The 20,143-nt window shown below is 38.2% G+C and carries 21 protein-coding genes; 4 read left to right on the forward strand and 17 right to left on the reverse strand.

Annotation, left to right across the window (positions count from 1 at the left end; all coding sequences use genetic code 11):
• Positions 1-44 precede the first annotated feature (44 nt).
• The 4 genes from AKK44_RS07110 to AKK44_RS07125 form a co-directional block, all read right to left on the reverse strand.
• Positions 45-464 carry a hypothetical protein gene (locus tag AKK44_RS07110; RefSeq protein ID WP_054279110.1) on the reverse strand — a complete coding sequence of 140 codons (420 nt, stop codon included), beginning with the start codon at positions 462-464 and terminating at the stop codon, positions 45-47.
• Between the two features lie 359 nt (positions 465-823).
• The gene (gene gla / locus AKK44_RS07115; protein ID WP_037594332.1) at positions 824-1,669 is read right to left on the reverse strand and encodes an aquaglyceroporin Gla; all 846 of its coding nucleotides are present in this window, start codon (positions 1,667-1,669) and stop codon (positions 824-826) included.
• Positions 1,670-1,826: 157 nt separating this feature from the next.
• Positions 1,827-2,279: a universal stress protein gene (locus AKK44_RS07120; protein WP_054279111.1), complete on the reverse strand. Its 453-nt coding sequence runs from the start codon at positions 2,277-2,279 to the stop codon at positions 1,827-1,829.
• Between the two features lie 33 nt (positions 2,280-2,312).
• The gene (locus AKK44_RS07125) at positions 2,313-3,503 is read right to left on the reverse strand and encodes an MFS transporter (RefSeq protein WP_037594336.1); all 1,191 of its coding nucleotides are present in this window, start codon (positions 3,501-3,503) and stop codon (positions 2,313-2,315) included.
• 180 nt (positions 3,504-3,683) lie between these two features.
• Between AKK44_RS07125 and AKK44_RS07130 the strand changes: the two genes are divergently transcribed.
• Together AKK44_RS07130 and AKK44_RS07135 are read left to right on the forward strand one after the other, a co-directional pair.
• Entirely contained in the window at positions 3,684-4,343 is a 660-nt protein-coding gene (locus AKK44_RS07130; protein WP_037594338.1) for a Crp/Fnr family transcriptional regulator, read from the forward strand.
• A 19-nt stretch (positions 4,344-4,362) separates the two neighbouring features.
• Entirely contained in the window at positions 4,363-6,639 is a 2,277-nt protein-coding gene (locus AKK44_RS07135; protein ID WP_054279112.1) for a Xaa-Pro dipeptidyl-peptidase, read from the forward strand.
• A 43-nt stretch (positions 6,640-6,682) separates the two neighbouring features.
• Here the strand turns inward: AKK44_RS07135 and AKK44_RS07140 are convergent, their stop codons facing one another.
• Positions 6,683-7,075: a pyridoxamine 5'-phosphate oxidase family protein gene (locus AKK44_RS07140; RefSeq protein WP_054279113.1), complete on the reverse strand. Its 393-nt coding sequence runs from the start codon at positions 7,073-7,075 to the stop codon at positions 6,683-6,685.
• Positions 7,076-7,424: 349 nt separating this feature from the next.
• Here AKK44_RS07140 and AKK44_RS07145 point away from each other — a divergent pair, with 349 nt between their 5' ends.
• Positions 7,425-8,804 (forward strand): MFS transporter, encoded by a 1,380-nt coding sequence (locus AKK44_RS07145; protein ID WP_054279114.1) that lies wholly within the window; start codon positions 7,425-7,427, stop codon positions 8,802-8,804.
• A 278-nt stretch (positions 8,805-9,082) separates the two neighbouring features.
• On the opposite strand, the gene AKK44_RS07150 is transcribed toward AKK44_RS07145, so the two are convergent.
• From AKK44_RS07150 to AKK44_RS07165, 4 genes are all read right to left on the reverse strand, one after another.
• Positions 9,083-10,444 carry an APC family permease gene (locus AKK44_RS07150; protein WP_054279115.1) on the reverse strand — a complete coding sequence of 454 codons (1,362 nt, stop codon included), beginning with the start codon at positions 10,442-10,444 and terminating at the stop codon, positions 9,083-9,085.
• Positions 10,445-10,716: 272 nt separating this feature from the next.
• Positions 10,717-11,724 carry a bifunctional threonine ammonia-lyase/L-serine ammonia-lyase TdcB gene (gene tdcB / locus AKK44_RS07155; protein ID WP_037596708.1) on the reverse strand — a complete coding sequence of 336 codons (1,008 nt, stop codon included), beginning with the start codon at positions 11,722-11,724 and terminating at the stop codon, positions 10,717-10,719.
• 24 nt (positions 11,725-11,748) lie between these two features.
• Positions 11,749-12,843 (reverse strand): alanine dehydrogenase, encoded by a 1,095-nt coding sequence (locus tag AKK44_RS07160; RefSeq protein ID WP_037596709.1) that lies wholly within the window; start codon positions 12,841-12,843, stop codon positions 11,749-11,751.
• Positions 12,844-13,621: 778 nt separating this feature from the next.
• Positions 13,622-13,801, reverse strand: coding sequence for a competence regulator inhibitor paratox (locus tag AKK44_RS07165; protein WP_054279116.1), 180 nt, complete (start codon positions 13,799-13,801; stop codon positions 13,622-13,624).
• Positions 13,802-13,889: 88 nt separating this feature from the next.
• Between AKK44_RS07165 and AKK44_RS07170 the strand changes: the two genes are divergently transcribed.
• A complete protein-coding gene (locus tag AKK44_RS07170) occupies positions 13,890-15,041 on the forward strand; it encodes a DNA/RNA non-specific endonuclease (RefSeq protein WP_054279117.1) in 1,152 nt (383 codons plus the stop codon).
• 129 nt (positions 15,042-15,170) lie between these two features.
• Here the strand turns inward: AKK44_RS07170 and AKK44_RS07175 are convergent, their stop codons facing one another.
• The 8 genes from AKK44_RS07175 to AKK44_RS07210 all read right to left on the reverse strand — a co-directional run.
• A complete protein-coding gene (locus tag AKK44_RS07175) occupies positions 15,171-15,470 on the reverse strand; it encodes an STAS-like domain-containing protein (protein WP_054279118.1) in 300 nt (99 codons plus the stop codon).
• Positions 15,464-16,360: an ATP-binding protein gene (locus tag AKK44_RS07180; RefSeq protein ID WP_054279119.1), complete on the reverse strand. Its 897-nt coding sequence runs from the start codon at positions 16,358-16,360 to the stop codon at positions 15,464-15,466. Before AKK44_RS07180 ends, AKK44_RS07175 begins: the two co-directional genes overlap by 7 nt.
• A 96-nt stretch (positions 16,361-16,456) precedes the next feature.
• Entirely contained in the window at positions 16,457-17,674 is a 1,218-nt protein-coding gene (locus AKK44_RS07185) for a peptidoglycan amidohydrolase family protein (protein ID WP_054279120.1), read from the reverse strand.
• Between the two features lie 117 nt (positions 17,675-17,791).
• Positions 17,792-18,016 (reverse strand): phage holin, encoded by a 225-nt coding sequence (locus tag AKK44_RS07190; RefSeq protein WP_054279121.1) that lies wholly within the window; start codon positions 18,014-18,016, stop codon positions 17,792-17,794.
• Positions 18,009-18,323: a hypothetical protein gene (locus tag AKK44_RS07195; RefSeq protein ID WP_054279122.1), complete on the reverse strand. Its 315-nt coding sequence runs from the start codon at positions 18,321-18,323 to the stop codon at positions 18,009-18,011. Before AKK44_RS07195 ends, AKK44_RS07190 begins: the two co-directional genes overlap by 8 nt.
• 11 nt (positions 18,324-18,334) lie before the next feature.
• Complete coding sequence (locus AKK44_RS07200; protein ID WP_082385607.1) at positions 18,335-18,958, reverse strand: DUF1366 domain-containing protein; 624 nt, start codon at positions 18,956-18,958, stop codon at positions 18,335-18,337.
• Positions 18,959-18,960: 2 nt separating this feature from the next.
• On the reverse strand, positions 18,961-19,392 hold the full coding sequence (locus tag AKK44_RS07205; protein ID WP_054279123.1) for a DUF1617 family protein: 432 nt from the start codon (positions 19,390-19,392) through the stop codon (positions 18,961-18,963).
• An 8-nt stretch (positions 19,393-19,400) separates the two neighbouring features.
• Positions 19,401-20,143: gp58-like family protein (locus AKK44_RS07210; RefSeq protein WP_236686668.1), on the reverse strand; the 743-nt coding region annotated here is incomplete at its 5' end.

Consider the following 20,143-nt stretch of genomic DNA (forward strand, 5'->3'; position numbering starts at 1 on the left):
GGTTCCCTGCTTTCTTTTGATTATGAATTAAATTTAAAATTGTATTATTTAAGGTAGTAGTAAATATATACTTCTGTTTTAAACTCACTTGCACCAATACTTTCTAAATCATGCACCTCTCTACCAACATATTCTGTGAAATCTACTTTTTCTCCGTTAGATAACTCACGCTTTGGTTGTTCTTTTGTCGAATCTCCAATTTTTCCTTTTTTAATATCAAGGTCACCAAGTACAAAATAACGATTATTATGCTCTCTTATCGTAACCTCTTTTTTCCTCAATTTATTCAATTCATTAGAATCCTTAATTTCAAACCAATGCTCAACATAATAAGTGTCTTGGAACGGGAACGTATACGCTTCCGCAGATACAGTAGTAGTTGCCGCTAGGCTCAATGGTAGGGCTGTTGTTGTCACCGCTAAGGCTGCTAATAAAGGCATTGATTTTTTAAAGATGTTTTTCATTTTTTCTCTCCTGATAATTAATACGGTTTAATCATTGACACTATTAATCGTTAGACAAAATCTTTTTGCATTCAACCTATTAAATAAGGCGCATTTTTAATAGGAGTCACATCAAAAAGATTTTAAAATTTTATTTATTTGTTTTTAAAACTTAACTTTTTTAATATTATAAAATGATATATTTGCTATATATCATTTGATTAAAAAATAAAAGGCTTTTTGTTAATTTTTTTCGCTTTTTTTGCCTTTATATTACAGAATTCTAAAAAACGCCTTGTTTCCGCTAGAGAAACAAGGCGTTTGATAATATTTTTACGAAGCGATAATTATCCTAATAGTTTTTAAATAAATATTATGACTTAAAGGTAAAGCCATTTGAATAGAGCTACGGCTGCGACAGCTGCCACAACTGGAGCCACAACGGGTACCCAAGCATACCACCATTTAGAATCAGACTTAGATGCACCTAGAACTGATTTTGGTAATAGATGGTGAACCAGACGAGGACCAAGGTCACGCGCAGGGTTCAAGGCTGGACCTGTAGGACCACCAAGTGAGGTCACAAGAACAACTACCAAGAAACCAATACCCACGTGTGCTACGGCAATAGATCCAGTAACATATGGTGATACTTGTGTCGCTGCAGTGGTTTGGTCGTAACCAGCTTCAACGAGTTTACCAACAAGCTCAACACCAAAATAGTTTTTCGTCAAAGCCATAGCTCCGAAGAAAAGAACAAAGGAACCAACCACTTCATTTAAGAAACCGTTGATATATGACGCTTTACGACTAGATTTTGTACCATCATCAAGTGACGAAATTGTTGAAAATGATCCCAAAATATGGTTAGGATTCTCAGTCTTAGCAAAGTATGGTTGGTATACTGTCACAACTACTAATTGACCAAACATAGCTCCTAAGAACTGAGCAATTATATATGGCAAAACGTGTCCCCAAGGGAAGAGGTTTGAAACAGCCAAACCAAGGGTAAAGGCTGGGTTGATATGGTTTCCTGAAACGTTACCAAACATAAGAGCTGGCATCATAACACCCAAACCATATCCGAGTGCGATAACAACCCATCCGGAGTTATTACCTTTAGTTCCCTTTAAATCAACATTGGCAACAGCACCATTTCCTAAAATAATTAAAAAGGCGGTTGCAATAAACTCTGTAATATACTTTACAGTCCATGCTATTTCCATATGTCGCTTTTCCTCCAAAAAAAATTTTTTATTGTGACAATTCTATTCTATCAAGGATGGTTGTTATTGTAAAGGTCACTTACGTAAAAAAGCACCAAAAAGAGAGCGTTCCCGTGAAAGATACGCTTTCTTTGTGGTGTTTTGTCTAATAATTATTTTAGAAGGTCTTGTGACTGTCTCTGACTACCAATAAATCAATCTTGGCATGGCGCAACACATATTCTGATGAAGAGCCAATTAATAGGCGCTCAAAAGTGTTTAAGCCCGTAGCTCCAACCATTATCAAATCTGCCTGTTCTCGATCAGGGATGTCCTTAGCTAAGAGCACTTTGGGGTTTCCAATATCAATGATTTTTTTGATTTTGGTTAATCCTCTGTCTTGAGCCATTTTTTCATAATAGGCTAAGACTTCTTTTGTTTCTTGCTCTTGCCGATCAAAGACATAGTCGCTAAAGACAGCCTCTCCGCTATAGGCATGAGCATCAATCACATGGGTTAATAGTAGTTCTGCATCGTTACGGAGTGCAACATTAATGGCTTTTTCCACAGCCAACTCGGATTCATAGGATCCATCTACTGCTGCAATAATGCGTTTGTATTGTTGTGGCATATTATGCTCCTCCTTAATCATTTTTTCATCAATTTATGAGGTTTGCCTAGTCGTTTTGATGGCATACATCACCGCACAAATCAGCGGAATAACTGCTGCTAACCAAAAGAGCTGGCGGAAGGACTCAACGCCTGTGCCTAGCAGGGAATCTTTGACAAGGCCTAGCAGGTAGGGACCTGCACCTAAACCAAGGTCTAAGCCGATCATATAAGTTGACATGGCGGTATTAAAGCGATGCTCTGCCACACCTTTGATAGAGGCTGCTTGCCCACATGACATAAATGTTCCATAGCCAAATCCAATCAGAGCACCAGATAAAAGGTAAGAGGTTCCGCCAAAGGCACCACCTAGTAGAGCAAGACCCAGAGTCAAAAAGAGATAACTAGGATATAGCACCCACTTGTCTCCCTTGACGTCCATCAGGCGCCCCATGGCAGGTCTAGTCACTGTAATCACTAAAGCGTAGACAATGAAGAAATAGGCGCCGACAGTGGTCAAGCCGATTTCGGTCGTGTATAACTTTTGAAATCCAAGCACAGAAGCGTAGGAAATCCCCATCAAGAACGCAATTATTGTAATGAAAATAGCTTTCTTTTCAATAAAACTATCAATAGTCCATGATTTGGTCTTGGCAAGCTGTGCCTGATTTAGGGTAATGTTTTGCACCGGAAAAACAAAGGAACCGATAGCTACAACAGCAATCAATAAACTACATAGCACAATAATCATCCGAAAATCGATTTGCAAATTGTCTAGCATAAATGTTCCTACAAATGGACCGATAGCTGCTGCTAGACTGGTCGATAAGCCATAGAAATTAATGCCTTCGCCGCGTTTTCGTGCAGGGATGTAAGCTGTAACAATGGTATTGGTTGCCGTTGAAACGACGCCATAGCCAAAACCATTTAAAAAGCGGACCAAATACATCGTGCTAATAGTTGGCATGGTAAAGTAAGCCATCGTCGTGATAAGGTAGAAAATAGCTCCACCACGCAAGACCGCTTTGCGCCCTATAATTTCCAATTGTTTTCCGAAAATAATTCTGGCCAACAGGGTCCCCAAAATATAAATTCCCGTAGCAAGCCCTGCCTGACTGGTGCTTGCCCCAAGCTCTTTTGTTGCAATAAATGCTATGATAACAGTAAACAAGTAATAGACCATATAAACAATGAAATTTAGCACTGTAATGCCTATGAAATGTTTATTGAATAATTTTTCTTCCACTGAAAATAAACTCCTCTCTGTTTTCATAAGCATTTTACACCAAAATTATAATATAATATATGTCAGTGGTAAAATATAACTGGTATCATCAAAAGGCATTAACAAATGCTATGCCCTTTGAAAAGGAATCCGATATAATGTTATGCAGTATGAAAATGAATCACATCGTTGGAGGAAATCGTGAACCATCAAATTTTACAAGATTACATTAATAGTCGCAATCTGCCCATTATTGAAAAAGATTATCATAAATACCTGACTTTTGAGAGTCTCGAGGAAGATTATACCTATATTCTAAAGGATGGCATTGTAAAGCAGAGCGTTCTATCAAAATATGGCATGGAATTCAACCTGAGGTATGTGACTGGCCTTGAAATCACATCGGTTCTTAATACAGAGTATTCCAAACATATGGGAGAACCTTATAATGTTCGAATTGAGTCCCAAACAGCTCAGTTTTATAAGGTTCGCAGGACTACCTTTCTCAATGATATTAGTCAAAATATTGAGCTCCAAGGATACATCAAAGATTTTTACCATAACCGACTGCAAATGTCTATGAAAAAAATGCAGTGCATGCTAACGAATGGGCGAATCGGAGCCATTGCAACACAGCTCTATGAATTGGTGACCCTATTTGGTAAACCTTTAGACAATGGTAATATTTTTATTGATTTTGTGATTACTAATGAAGAGCTTGGTAAATTTTGTGGCATTTCCACGGCTAGTAGCGTTAGCCGATTGCTGAAACAATTAAAGGATAATCAGATTATTCGTATTGAAAAGCAACACATCATTATTACTAATGTTGATAAATTAAAAGATTATATCGTTTTTTAGCCATCAGAAAGGAGCCGCTATGCGTTACAATCAATTTAGCTACATTCCTACCTCTCCAGAGACAGCTTTTAATGAGTTGCTGCAGTTAGGATTTCCAATTTCTAAAGAGGTTTCTGACAAGGAAAATCTTAACCGCTTCCTCAGACACACCGCTCTTAATTACTCAGACAGCGATTATCCGCTAAGTCTCCTAATAGCTAGCCCGTCTATGGATGCTCTGAGCTTTTTTACCTCAGAGGAACCTTTGACTGAGGAGATTTTTTTCTTGCTGGCGCTACAAGTCCTAGGCTTTATTCCTCATGTTGACTTTACAGATGCAACAGAATTTTTGAAAACCATTAATTTTCCAATTTCTTATGACAATATTTTTCAAAGTTTGCACCAATTGTTAGCCACGCGCAGCAAATCTGGTAACACCATCATTGATCAACTGGTTGCTGACGGACTTGTCGAAACCGACAATGACTACCATTATTTTAACGGAAAAGCTTTAGCTACCTTTGACACTAATGATTTGATTCGTGAAGTGGTTTATGTCGAAGCTCCTGTTGATACTGACCAAGACGGGCAACTAGATGTCATCAAGGTCAATATCATTCGCCCAAAAACCCAGCATCGCATCCCTAGCATAATGACGGCTAGCCCTTATCACCAAGGGATTAACGAAGTGGCTAACGACCTGAAACTACATGCTATGGAAGGGGAAATAGCTGTTAAAAAAACACATCAGATTACTGTCAGTCCAACGCATCTGCAAACTGAAGTCAATCCGTCCTCAGACCTGCCTGTCAGTGAGAGTCAAGAACGTTTTAGCCATATCAGCTCCTACACGCTAAACGACTACTTTTTGGCACGTGGTTTTGCTAATCTCTACGTCTCTGGTGTCGGCACTGCAGGTTCTACTGGTTTTATGACCAGCGGAGACTACAATCAAATCAATAGTTTCAAAGCGGTCATTGATTGGCTAAACGGCAGAGCTATTGCCTATACTAGCCATAAAAGAGACTATCAAGTTAAGGCTGACTGGGCAAATGGCTTAGTCGCTACGACTGGCAAATCCTATCTCGGCACCATGTCCACAGGACTAGCAACCACTGGAGTTGAGGGCTTGAAAGTCGTCATTGCTGAATCTGCTATTTCATCTTGGTATGATTATTACCGTGAAAATGGTTTGGTCTGCAGCCCTGGAGGTTACCCTGGCGAAGACTTAGATGTTCTCACAGAACTCACCTACTCACGCAATTTGCTAGCTGGGGATCACCTGCATCATAATCACTCTTACCAACGGTTATTAAAAGAGCAAACACAAGCACTGGACCGCAATTCTGGCGACTACAACCAATTCTGGCATGACCGTAACTACCTGCAACACACTGATAAGATTAAGTGTGATGTGATCTTAACACACGGTCTACAAGATTGGAATGTTAAACCAAGTCAGGTCTATCAATTGCTCGAAAACCTCCCAAACACCGTCTTGCGACATGCCTTTTTACACCAAGGTGAGCATGTCTATGTAAACAACTGGCAGTCTATCGACTTTCGTGAAACCATGAATGCCCTCTTGTGCCAAAAACTCCTAGGACAAGAAAATGGCTTTACATTACCTGAAATCATCTGGCAAGACAATACCCAAAGCCAGACTTGGAAGCCCCTGACCTATTTTGGCAGCTCTAAAGCGCGTCAAATGCCTCTAGGACAAGATTTGCAACTCATTGATAATTATTATCCAAAGGATGATTTCAAGCGTTACAGCAAAGATTTTAACATCTTTAAAACAGAGCTAGTAGCAGGTGAGACCAATCAAGTCTGTGTCGATATGCTTTTAGAAGATGATTTGCCAATAAATGGACAAGTCCATCTGCATCTGCGCCTCAAATCAAGTGAGAATAAGGGGATACTTTCTGCTCAATTGATTGACTATGGCAAGAAAAAAAGGCTGTCAGACAAGCCTGCTATTCTTAGCCAGGGAAGTCTCGACAACGGCAAAAACTTCTCCCGAGAAGCACTCAAAGAGCTGCCTTTTAAAGTAAGCCCTTATCGTGTGGTGACCAAAGGCTTCTTGAACCTGCAAAACCGACATGGCTTATTGACTGTTGACACCGTTCCGAGTGACGAGTGGATGACCATCGATCTTGCCTTGCAGCCTAGTATCTACCACCTTGAAAAAGGAGATACTTTACGCCTTATCCTTTACACAACAGATTTCGAACACACTATCAGGGATAATAGTAACTATGCATTGACGCTTGATTTAAGCCAATCTTACCTAATGCTCCCTATCGGACACAACTAATTAAAAATCCTCGCAGAAAATCTATTTCTGTGAGGATTTTTAATTAGTGTGATACTTTTTTACCTGCTTCAGCACCTGAATGCAAGCTGTAAATAGCTTCGATATGAATCACTCCTGCGGCTTTTGGCACTCCCATCTTTCCTTCTGCCCACTCTTTAGCAGCGTCATAGGCAGGACCTTCTGTGACCATTTCAGCACGACCAACAAAACGGTAACCACGCAATGCTTCACGATTCACATAAGCAACTTCGATTTTGCCATTTGCTTCAATGTTTGACTGTGTTTGACCACCAGTATTTTCATTAAAAATCAATGTTTGATCATCTAACAAACGCATTGAGCGCTTAGGGCCAATATTAGGATTGCCTTGACTATCGACAGTTGCGACCATTGCTAATTGACTAGCAATCATTTCTTTCATTTCTTCAGTTAACATAAAAACTCCTTTTTAACTTAATGATTTGATTATAACATAAGAAAGCTAGTTTTTTTCAAAAAATAGGCTTCCTTAAAAAAGTTTTATAGCTAACCTAATATTAAAATTAGCCTTATTGTCTGGAAAATCATTTTTGTTTAAAAATACCTTTTTATTATAAATTTTACTTTTTAAAAGCTTAAAAACCCCTTAATAAAGGGGGTTAAACAAACTGGTCTATTCCATTTTGTTTTGACTCAAAACCTTGTCAAGTCAATCTTATTAGTCAATTTAGCCTTGCAATTTTCTTAAAAAACTTTTAAAATAGTACCTGTTAATTTTTAGCTTATACGGAAGGAAGGTTATTTTTATGCTAAAAAAACTACTCGCTCCGCCTAAAAAGAAGGCACGCTTACCAGAATCAGAGATTAAGCGTAAGTACCCTCGTTACCGCTTGCAGGTACTCGTTTCAATCTTTATTGGATACATGGGTTACTATTTTGTTCGTAACACGACCTCTATTCTATCTGGCATCCTCAACATGTCAGCTACTGAAATTGGGATCATTACTTGCGCAAGCTATATTGCCTATGGGGTGTCTAAGTTCGTTTCAGGTCTCATTTCTGACGAATCAAACTCAAAAATCTTTTTACCACTTGGTTTGTTCCTAACTGGTATTATTAACGTCTTTATCGGGGTTATCCCATCTGTTATTACAAGTATCTGGCTCTTCACTATTATGTACCTTATCAATGGTTGGCTTCAAGGGATGGGTTACCCACCAGGAGCACGTACATTGGTTTATTGGTTTGATAATAAAGAACGAATCACTTACGGAACTATCTGGAACCTATCACACAACTTTGGTGGCGCAATTGCCCCAATCCTAACTGGTATCGGGTTGGCACTTGCTGGAAATGACCCTCTTAACCAAGCTCGTGCGGCTTATTGGTTCCCAGGAGCCATTGCCTGTTTGACAGCTGTTATCGTTTATTTCCTTCAAGAAGATACTCCTGAATCCGTCGGCTTACCTCCAATCGAAGAATACAAAAATCAAGATGACCTTGCAAAGGTTGTTGCTGCTCCTAAAGCAGACTCAGAAACTCCTGATTTGAGCATGGGTGAAATCATCAAACAATACATCCTACCAAACAAAAAGCTCATGTGGGCATCACTCTATTCTGTATTTGTTTACATTTTACGTTACGGTATCGTCTCTTGGACACCTAAGTTTCTTGCAGCAAGTGTCCTAGAAGGTGGTAAAGGAATCACAGCTACTGCAGGTATGGGAGGATTCTCTCTCTTTGAAATCGGTGGAATCATCGGTATGCTTGCGGCTGGTTATTTATCTGCTAAACTATTTAAAAACTCAAAACCATTAACCAACGTTGCCTTTTTAGTCGTTGCTATCGTCTTATTAGCAGCTTATTGGTTTGTTCCATCTGGACCAGATTACATGGTGCTAGACTTTATTATCCTGATTGGACTAGGTGCTGCTATCTACGGACCTGTCATGATGGTTGGTTTGTACGCTATGGAGCTTGTTCCTAAAGCTGCTGCTGGTGCGGCATCAGGACTTACTGGAACATTTAGTTACGTTGGTGGTGCAACTATCGCAACTTTTGTAATCGGTATTGTTATCGATAATTTCGGTTGGGGTGTTGCCTTCATTATCTTCGCTGTTTCTGGCGTTGCAGCGATCATCTGTACCCTACTTTCTCGCGATAAAAGCTTGGAATACTGGGATTAACACCCAAAACCCTCAAGGAGTCGTTTCCTTGAGGGTTTTTTGTTCAATTTCTCTAGAGCAGAAACTCAAAGATTTTAGCCATCTCCCAAAATTCTACTATTTTTCTTGTCTGCATCTCTTTTCTTCAAACAATGACTGAGTCTAATCAAATCACTCAAGTATCCAATGGGTAAATTTGAAGGATTAACTGATTTAAAACCATTATTAAAACCCCTAGATGGTAAGATGCTCTAAACAGTGCAACGTTTAGCATATCAACCAAATCGGGGTTTTAGTTTTTAGCGATGGTATTTATTGTCTAAATGATTGTAGATTGGAAGACCAACCAAAGTAAAGACAACACCAACCAAGGCTGGAATTTGATTACTCATGTAATCTGAACTAATCAATGTCATGAACAAGATAAAGACTCCACCAATAATCGCAATAATTGGAACGATTGGATAAAGTGGTACTTTATATGGACGGTCTAATTCTGGTTCTCTGTTACGCAAGATAAAGACTGTAATAAAGACCATTGTGTAGAAAATCCAGATAACAAAAATCAACATGTTTGTTAAGAAATTGAAGGCATCACTTGAAAACATTGTCACAAACAACATGATTACGGCAATGACCACTTGAAGAATACCTGAATTTACTGGAACACCACTAGCAGAAAGCTTTTTGAAGGTTTGCCAGAATGGGAAAGATTTCTCTGTTGCTAGGGCATATGAAGCTCGCATCCCTGTCATGGTATAACCATTGATTGTTCCATAAACAGATATCAAGATACCAATTGTTACAAGCTTACCGCCAATACCACCGAAAATCTTATTAGCAACAATTGCAGGAAGGTTCGGATCGTTTTGCATCAATGTTGGAATACCTAGGGTGCGAATATAAGCCGCATTGACAAAAATGTAAACAAACATAATGGCAACAATACCAAGAATGATGGCGCGTGGCAAATGTTTTGCTGGGTTTTTCATCTCACCAGCAATGTTTCCTGCATAAATCCAACCATCATAGGCAAACATTGTTGCCAACAATCCTGATCCAATTGCTGATGCTAGAGACAAGTTTTCTCCTGCCGCAATTGGGAGCAACTGAAACTCAACACCACCAGGACGAAGCAAACCAACAACAACAATCAATGCAATCGGAATTAACTTAATGACCGTTGTCACTGACTGCAAACCGCCTCCAGCTTTTGAGCTGATAAAGTTAATTAACGTAACTGAAACAGCTGCTATGGCACCAATGATAGCTGTGCTTGATGCACTGACATTCATTCCAAATAGATTTAAAAATTGTGTCCCAAAAACAACAGACAAGGCTGCTATATTAGCTGGGAAATAAATAATGGACTGTGCCCATCCCAATAGGAAGGCCCAGCGTTTGCCAAAACCACGTTGGATGTAACGAATCATTCCACCTGTTTCAGGAATAGCAGCCGCAAGTTCAGCTGCCGTTAAACCACCACAGATTGAAATAATACCACCAAGCACCCAAACCAATAAGTGCAGTCCAGGTTGACCTGTCAATTCAGCAACTCGACCTGCTTTAAAGAATACACCTGCACCAATAACCGTACCCATTACTGTCGTAAGAGCAGGAAAGAAACCAAGCGTTCGCTTCATTTCATTTTTTTGTTCCATAAGAGTTCCTCTTTCAAAGATAATTTTTTGGTAAGTTTTATAATAACACAACTGATGTCTAATATCAGCATTAGAGAGTAATCTAATAACCGATTACTCTCTAAATCTAACATAATCTTTTTTGTGATAGTCTACAATCAAATGAACTTACTGATCCACTTCAGTAGAATTATCTGATTGATTTGACTAACGTTTTAAATCATCTATAAGAGTCATTCCTATAGATAACAACAGATAAATTGACAACACGTGTATCTACACAAGATTGAAAATTATTGTTCCTCATCGTTTGCAATCAAGAAGTGATCCACAACGTCTTCGATGCGAGCTAGGTCAACGTTACCGCCAGATACGATAGAAACGACTTTCTTGCCTTTCACATACTCATCAACTTTACCTGCAAGAATAGCTGCTGTAGGCAAAGCTCCCGCTCCTTCAACGACAATTTTCGTGCGTTGAATCAAGTCTTTGATTGCCAATTCGATTTCTGATTCAGTTACGAGAACCATATTATCAACGATTTGGTTAACGACTTCGAAAGTCAACTCTCCTGGATAAGCCACGTGGCATCCGTCTGCAATTGTTGGTGCTTCGTCATGGTGTACTTTCTTACGTTCTCTGAATGATGCTGTCATACCATGACAATTTTCAGCTTGTACACCAATAATTTGGATATTAGGATTGAAAGATTTCAAAGCGACAGCAACGCCTGAAATCAAACCACCACCACCTACAGGAACCAAGATAGTGTCTACATCCCAAAGGTGTTCTAAGATTTCAAGACCAATTGTTCCTTGTCCAGCCATTACTTCTGTGTCATCATATGGCGGGATGTAAGTGATGTTGTGCTCTTTAGCATAAGCTTCACAGAATGCTTTAGAATCATCAAACTGATCTCCTTCAAGCATAACTTCTGCGCCATAACCACGTGTCGCATCCACTTTAGCTTGAGGAGCACCTTTTGGCATTACAATAATGCTCTTGATCCCTAGAAGTTTTGAAGTTAAGGCTACACCTTGCGCATGGTTACCTGCTGAACAAGCGATAACACCGCGATCTTTTTCTTCTTGAGACAATTGAGCGATTTTGTTAAAAGCACCTCTGAATTTGAATGAGCCTGTTAATTGCATGTTTTCAAGTTTCAAGTATACTTCGCCACCAGTTTTAGCAGTCAAGAACATTGACTGAATCAATGGTGTTTCACGCGCATATTGTTTAACTGTGTTTTGAGCTTTTTTAATATCTTTAATAGTAATTGGTAGATTTGCTAAATTTGTCATAGTTCTTTTCCCTTATGCTTCTTTTTAGAGTTCCGTATACGTAACATTTATTGAATCAGCAAGTGCTTTAGAAACAACTTTTCCTTTATAAACACTCAAACCTGACAGAAGTTCTTCTGATTTTAGAGCTTCGTCTAAACCTTTAACTGAAATATCCTTAAGGAAAGAAATATTTCCTTGAGCCAAAGCAATAGTTGCTGTACGAGGTGTTGCACCTGGCATATTTGGCACAGCATAGTGAATAACATCGTGTTTAATGAAGACAGGATCTGCATGATTTGTTGCATGATCAATTGTTTCAACTGTTCCACCTTGGTCAATGGCAATATCAACAATAACAGAACCAGGTTTCATTGATTCCACCATGTACTCTTTAACCAATTTTGGTGGTTTTGCGCCTGGAATTAAGATTGTAGAGATGAAAATATCTGCAAGCTTGATGTTTTCTTCCAAAGCCTCTGTTGTTGACTTAACGATTTCAACTGTTTTACCTGCGTAACGCTCTTTAAGTTCTGCAATACGAGCATCACCAAGTTCGATAATAATGACTTTACATCCTAGAGCAACAGCCATATCTGCAGCATTTTCTGCAGCGTTACCACCACCAAAGATGACAACTGTACCAGCTTCGATGCCATCAATACCTGGCAATAGAATACCTTGTCCTTGATGTTGTTTTTCAAGGTAATATTGACCAATATTAACCGCACGACGTCCAGCAATAGCAGACATTGGTTTAAGCAATTCAAGAACACCATTGATAGAAATGTTTTCACCAGAAATTGCTGTTACGCCTACTTCCATCATTTTTTCAACACAAGCTTTATTAGCTGCTAAATGCAAGAAGCCCCAAATAATTTGACCTGGTTTGAAGTATTTATATTCAGATTCCATTGGCTCTTTAACTTTAACAATGAGCTCTGCTTCCCAAGCAGTCTCTGTGTCAACGATTTTTGCCCCAGCTGCTTCATAAAGGTCATTTGTAAAACCACAACCTGCCCCAGCATTGCTGTCAACAAGAACTTCATTACCTGCTTCAACGAGAATCTTTACGTTTTCTGGGGTCATCCCCACACGTGCTTCACCTTGTTTTGGGTCTTTAATTACACCAATTTTCATATTATTTCTCCTCCATAAATGTATATATCAATTAATGCTAGCACTCCAGCTATCTGTTAATAATCGTGTGATAAAGGGGTGCTTAACCTGAAATTAGTTTTTTATGATAACGCTTTCTATACCTCCCCTCCTTTATCAAAATAATTATCAATTAAACGATACTTTAAAATGATAGCACTTTCATTTATTTTTTTCAATGCTTTTGTGAAATAAAACACTTTTTACTATCCTTTCTTTTTCCTATCAATTATGAGAAGGTTTGTTAGATTTCTTTTTGGCGTTTTTTACCTATATGCCAGTGCTAACTCGTATTAATATCATTTAGAACAGCTTGTATTTTATCATCAGAAACATTGATTTAAAGCCTTTCTAAATTAGATGAAACGAAGATCAATTGATCACGATAAAGTGAAAAACAGATAAGGACAATACTTTAAATAGTCAAGCCTACTTCTTTCCCATTGCTAACACCAAATGAATCGCTTCCCATTTTGCCTTCTCTCTTAAACATGATATAATAATCAATAGCTAAAAAGACCGTTCATACAGAACAGACTAAAAATGATTTTAAGGATAAAAAAAGGAGATTGACTAACTATGATGAATATGCAAAATATGATGAAAACATATTTTGATAAAGTTAAATAATCTAAAAATCCTTTAAAATCAACGTTCCGAAATTATGTTTTTTAAATAAAGTTGAATGAATTTAAAAAAACTTCTATTTTTTGCCCCATAAATGCCCCATAAAAAAATTGACCTTGTGAAAAGGTCTTTTTTATTGCAATTCTTTTAACACGTCAACTACTTTTTCTATCGTCACGGTTTCGTGTGGCCTAACTTCTTCATTAGGTAATACGTAATCAAATATCAATCCGTTTTTACGTACGATCATCACTGTGTCTTTTTTGATATAGCCATCATCAATAGCTTGCTTAAATTCATCGTATGTTAGCATAACTTTCCTCCTATTATACTATTCGAAATTAATTCGCAAAAACTATTATATTTGTGATAAAATTAAACAAAAAAAGGAGGGCCTTAATATGGCTAAAAAACTTAAAAACTTACTCTTAAAAATAGCAGTTGCATCTCTCGCATCATTCTCTATAATAACGACACAGACACATTGCTATGATGTTGCTTTCGCTGAGCCTATACCAACCAATCAAACTTATGGAAAATACAGCGACTATTATACTATAATCGGCGAATCAAACATTAATAAGACTGCATTTCCTAAGATATATAAAACAACCGAAAAGGTTTACAAAGGGCATGGTACAAGCCAAAAAAAAGTGACAGTATCTGATGTAATATATGAGCCGTTAGACGGTTATAAACGTTCAAAAGGCGCGTACGGTATTATTACTAAAGATATGATTGATATGTCGAAGGGGTATCGCGAAAAATGGGAAACTAATCCTGAGCCAAGCGGTTGGTTCAGATTCTATAATAGAATTGATAACCAAGAAATCAGTGAAAAAGAATATGATTCAAGACGAACTAAATCATACAAAGTTACTAATAATACACCTGTCGTTTTAACAACATTAAAAGGCAAAAAATATAATAGTCATTTATTTGTACGTAGTCACCTCTTTGCTGATAGTCTAGGAGGAAAATCGATTCGTAAAAATGTTATTACCGGGACCCAAATGCAAAATGTTGGAACTCGTAAAGGTGGCATGCAATATATTGAGAAAAAAGTTTTAAGTCATGTAACTAAAAATCCTGATGTACATGTCTTTTACAGTGCTATTCCTGAATATCAAGGAACAGAGTTATTGCCCAGATCAGTGTTAGTATCTGCATTGTCTTCTGATGGAATTATTAACGAAACTATTCGTGTCTTCAATACTGCTGATGGGTTCAATATCGACTACCAAAAGGGTGGGCTTCTGACAGAAAAACCTACTATTGAAGATAGTGTTCTCGCTGAAGACACTGCGGAAAATGAAATAGAAATTGCTGAAGACGAAATTGAAGAAAATACAGAGGCAAATACATTAAAAAAAAGCGATGAAAATATCGGTTCACAAAAAACTGTCTATGTGGCAAGCAATGGACAGTCTAATGTATATTGGTACAGTAAAGAAAGTATGCCTAAAAATGTAAATTTAAACAAAGTCATGGAAATGAGCGAACAAACTGCTTTAGCTAGAGGTAAGCACCACTCTTCTACAGAAAAAGATTAAACAACACAAAAACGCCCAGAAATTAATCTGAGCGTTTTTATTTATTAGTCGCTAGTGTCAGGCGATTCTTGCTACAGTGATTAGTTCGTATTTGTGCATGACTGTCAATATTCTGGATATAATACATATCTATGTTGTAGCCTGTTTGCTTACTTCAAAACTAAATCGCTGTTTTATTAAATCGTTTATCTGTTTCGTTGAGTTTATAATTTTAAGTTGGTTTTTAATAAAATCGAAATTATAGTAAGACAACAAATTGATAAAAGCAGAGTTTACAAAAGACGAACTCACTTCGCTAATTCCTTTAAATGAAATTGTCACAACTGTATTCGTGTTAAAATGATGCCTCAATTGTTCGAATAAAATCTCTCCCGCCTCATTATCGTTAGAAAAATTCTTTATTAGTTCTTTTATGGTTAATGTTACCATTCGAATTCTTCCTCCTCTTCTAAATCATATAAATTTTCGTTCGATACATCTATTCGAATCTCGAAAAAAGTACCTGGATATGATTCCTCAGACGTATCACTTTGAATTATTTGATTATCTGATACCGAGACTATACCACAATTAGATATTATTGTAAAGCTTCCGACCCCTCCAGTGGTAAGAGTCTTCACAATATTAGAAAGCCCTGCTCCTCTGTTTTGGGGTATAGTTTCTGCAGAAACTCCTTCTTGAAGAGCGAATTCTATTAGCTTGTTATCTGGATCTTCTTTTTTGAATTTGTTCTTTATGGACTGGGGAATTCCTATCCCGAAATCAGATACAGCTATCACAATTTCCTTTTTGTTAGGATAATACTGTCCAAAAATACATCCTTTAGGTTCTGTAGAATGATCTGAGATATTATTAAAAATTTCATCAATTGCTACACAAATAGAACTAAACTCATTTTTTCTACCAGTTTGTTTTTGTAACCAGTTTTTGAAATCTGTTATTTTCCATTGAGCCACTTGCTTAGCACCAATGAATTGAATTTCAAAAGTGGTTGATCGTAGTTCTGGTTCTTTATAAACTAACTTGTCAAAAACTTTGAAAAAGCCACAGTCTACTAAATATAACATAGCTTGATTCTGGCGTTTATTCAAAGAGTTTTCTTCGCAAATTAACCATTTGATGACTACATCTTTTCTTTTGGTGGCAAAAGTTAGCATATTATATAACGAAATCACTCCGCTAGGCTCGGCAAACTCAATTTTTCTCATATCTACTGTAAGTATTTCACTATCACTTGAGTTGAGCAGTCGATTGAAATTGGTAACAATTTTCGTGATATTAAATCTATTTAATTTTAGAGGAAGCACTAAGTTATTCATTGTTCACAACTTTCTTTATAATGACAATACCATCTTACTATTTTTATAAAGAAAATTCAATATCACAAAACTCCCGACATTTGTCGAGGGTTTTCTTTAAACTGGTTTTTTAATTGCGGTGTATGTTACACCGTTAATTGTTATCTCAATGCTATCAATAACGACATCAATCTTGTCAGTTTGTTCTGTTGCAATATCAGCCTGTTCATTAAATTTATCAAGTGAGCCGTTTTCTTGCTCGATAGCCTTCAAACGACTAGACATACCTACTAAGTAATTTTCGTATCCAGTCGCTGCGTAATCATATTTAGCACCACCAGCCTTAAACATACCTTTTACAGCATCACTAAAAGTCTTAGCACCGCTAACCTTATAGCTACCACCTGAGCGCAAAAGATAGAACCAATCACTCAAGAAGTCATCTACACTATTATAGTGCATGTAATGGCCTCCTTCATTAGATGGTCGAGCTTGACCCTGTGTAACAACCACTCCGCTAGGGCGCTCTCCTTGACCGGTCCACGTCATACCGCCCCAGTTGTTGTCAGCACGACCAACTGCTGATTGGCCCCATAGCCCCTCAAAATGCAACACGGTTATTGCGTAACTTGGCAAAATATCGTGCTCTTTACATTTTTCCAAAATTTTATCTAGCACGTCTTTTTTGAGAACCACACCATTGAAGAGTAGGTCCCCATCTTGTTTGACGGCTGGGCTCTCTTCGGCAATCTTAGGCTCTTTAAGAAGCTCATTGACTTTTGCTTGTACATCACTGTAACTAGAACCTAAAGAGATTTTTCGTTGTTCACCACTGCCGTGCAGTCCAGCGAGAACCTCTTTTGCTAATTCATCGATAGTTTTGGTGCCGACATCGTTGCCGGTAGCACCTTTGTATCGATAAGCATACGAGTACATCCATCCGCTAGCCGCTGCGATTTGATTGTAGTTGTCAATCGTGATGTTGTTATTTGCATAATTACAGTGAATAATGTTATCAGCGTCAATGAATATACCTGTGTGACCACCCGCGCCAGCTGATGCCCCACGCTCGCCCCAGATAAATATATCTGCACGTTTGCTATCCCAACCAACATTTTCGGCGATTAATTCAAAGTCATTTTGAATTAGCCAATCGTGCATGTATTCTGTATTTAATAACCATCCTGGATTGCTAGCACCAGCATAGATTAATGCGCTACAAACAGAACTTGAGCAGTCATAGCTATCAGGGCCATTTCGATATTGCATAGAATAGCTAACACGGCCTTCTTTCAAACCCATCCATGCTATGGCTTTTTCTGTGTCAACAGTCATCTACTCCTCCTTTTTGAAAAATGGATAAACGATAAGAGCTAGCAATGAAAGTGGAAAGTAAAACACAATCAGCGCTACAATCAAAGAAAATTTAACAATCGCTCTCATCTTATTCTCCTATTTAGGTTCGTGATAGTTCAAAGCTTGTTCGCTATCTCCAACGCCAGACGTTGTAGGGTCAGTTACGACACCTAGTAAAACAAGCAATGTCACAGCTGTGTTAACAATGTCTGCGATGTTTTCAGGTAGGGTAAGTCCTAACTGCTGTGCTAGCAGGATAATTGTTCCTGCAATAGCAATCAATGTTGTTTTGTTTTTGAAACGTAATTTCCAGTTAATCATGTTCTTTTACCTCTTTATTTTCCAGGCGACCAATTCGATCGCTCATATACGACATCTCCTTTTGCACAACTACGATTGTATGTGAGATGTTTTGTAATTGTTCTGTGTTTTTGTCAAGGTGCCTTTTCAGCCATTCTTCACGTTTATTTGATTCTGCTTTCGATTGTTCGTGATAATTGATTATCTTTTCTTCACGTTTGTCAGACGTTCGAACGAGATAACCTACCACGATGAAAAAAAGCAAGATGAAGAGAATAGCCCAAACGAACTGTGATTGAGCTACTCTTTCTGCTTGTTCTACAGTCATAGAGCACCTCGCTATCCTTTTGCAAGGTCTCCGTAGTTAGCGACGAACATTTCCCCATCTTCCGCTTTTGCTTTAAGTGCTTTGGCATCTTCGTTGTTGTATGTGAACTCAGATAGCACTTGCACAAACGCTAGCTTGCCCTCGTTTAATGATGGCTCGTAATCTGTATCTTCAATAGCGAAGATGTCGAATGGTTGGTAAGTAGTCCCTTCGACTGGTTTCTCGATAAGCTCAAGCATGTTTCGATAAACGTCAGGGTCAAGAGATAGACCAGATGTCAACATAAAGATTGCTTGAACACGTGTCATTTTTTCGAGGTGTTCAGCACGTGCTTTAGCGTCAACTGCCAACGCTTGCGCTCCTTTGGCTGCTTTGTCAACTTTTTTAGTTGTTTTTTCTAAGTCATTTACTTTCTCAATCGCTTCTCCCATTGCGCGCTCAACGTAGTATTGTTTGAAAAATTCTTCTAACACAGCATCGACGACCTCAGATTCTGATGCCTTGGTCAAATCTTTCTTGATTAACATAGGAATAAACAACCCGTCAGCGCCACTAACTCCTGTAAACGTTGCTTCAACTTCGCCGTGCTCGTCGTATTGTGGATAAGGTTTGGTTGCTTCTAATTTTTTCATCATAATTATTCTCCTTTTTTGCTTTGCTCAAATTGCTCTAAAATATTGTCGATAACAACGATTTCTGATGATGTAAATTCATCTTCGCACTCGTCTAAAAAGTTTAAAAAGTCAATAAATCGCTTGGAGTACTCACCCCCCTTAATAATGACCTCTTCGTCAGCTAGCTCGTTGAGAAGATCGTTAAGTTCATCTAGTTTCTGTGGGTCTTTCAGCTTGATGTTTTTATTTTTGTCAAGTTTATACTTGTTGTCTTCAGTTTTATCGGCATATTCATCTAAGATGTCAGCTTCATCTTTGGCGTACTCGTTAATCTTGTCACCGACTTTAGAGAGTAACTTTGCACGTCCTCTGTTTGCTTTCATATTTGTGACTTTTGTTTTGTCAAGCACGTCATAAAGTGTGTTAAGTTCTTTGTTTTTTAGTTTTAGTTCCATTTTTTCTCCTATAAGTTAAGCCCGTGTGAGTTATATTCGCCGATGATAGCTCGCGAAGTATTCCCATCCCACGACCACGCCGCGTTGTTTGCATGTAACCAGCAAGACCACAAAGCCTTAATCGAATGGTACAAATCATTTAAATCAACCATTTTAGGCATTTTTTCAGGCCTCATCTTAAAACCACGCGAAATGTTGAAATCATCGCTGAAAATAAGAGTGTCACCGTAAATCTCAACTTGGTCAATTATCGCCCCGTGCGATGTACCTCTCGCAGCACGGAACGCCCGCAATCCTGCAAAGCGACCAGAAGACATACTATTGACACCATCCCCTGACGAGGTTACACCGATAGAAGCATAGACAGAGCCTACACCTTGGTCTGAACTGCTCGAAACATCGTTAAAGTGTACAAAAGCAGTGTGTGTGCCTTTACGTCTGACTAATGCATTGTATTTACTGTTGAAGGCAATCTCTGCATTACTGTTGAAACTGATTCCTGAATTATTAAGATCAATAATCATTGCACCGTTTCGAGCCCTAATGACTTTGCCCTCTAGTAAACTAGTAATCGTGTGCTCGATTTTAGCTTTAATGAAACTAGCATCTAATCCTACGATACTACTTGCATTGAGATTAATAACCCTTATTTTCGCAGCATCAATCGTACCTGCTATAATTTGGTCAGCTCTGATTTTGATAGCTTCTGCGATTTTCGTAGTGAATGTACCATTTACTGTTGTATTCCCAT

Source organism: Streptococcus phocae (assembly GCF_001302265.1).
Classification (GTDB): Bacteria; Bacillota; Bacilli; order Lactobacillales; family Streptococcaceae; genus Streptococcus; species Streptococcus phocae.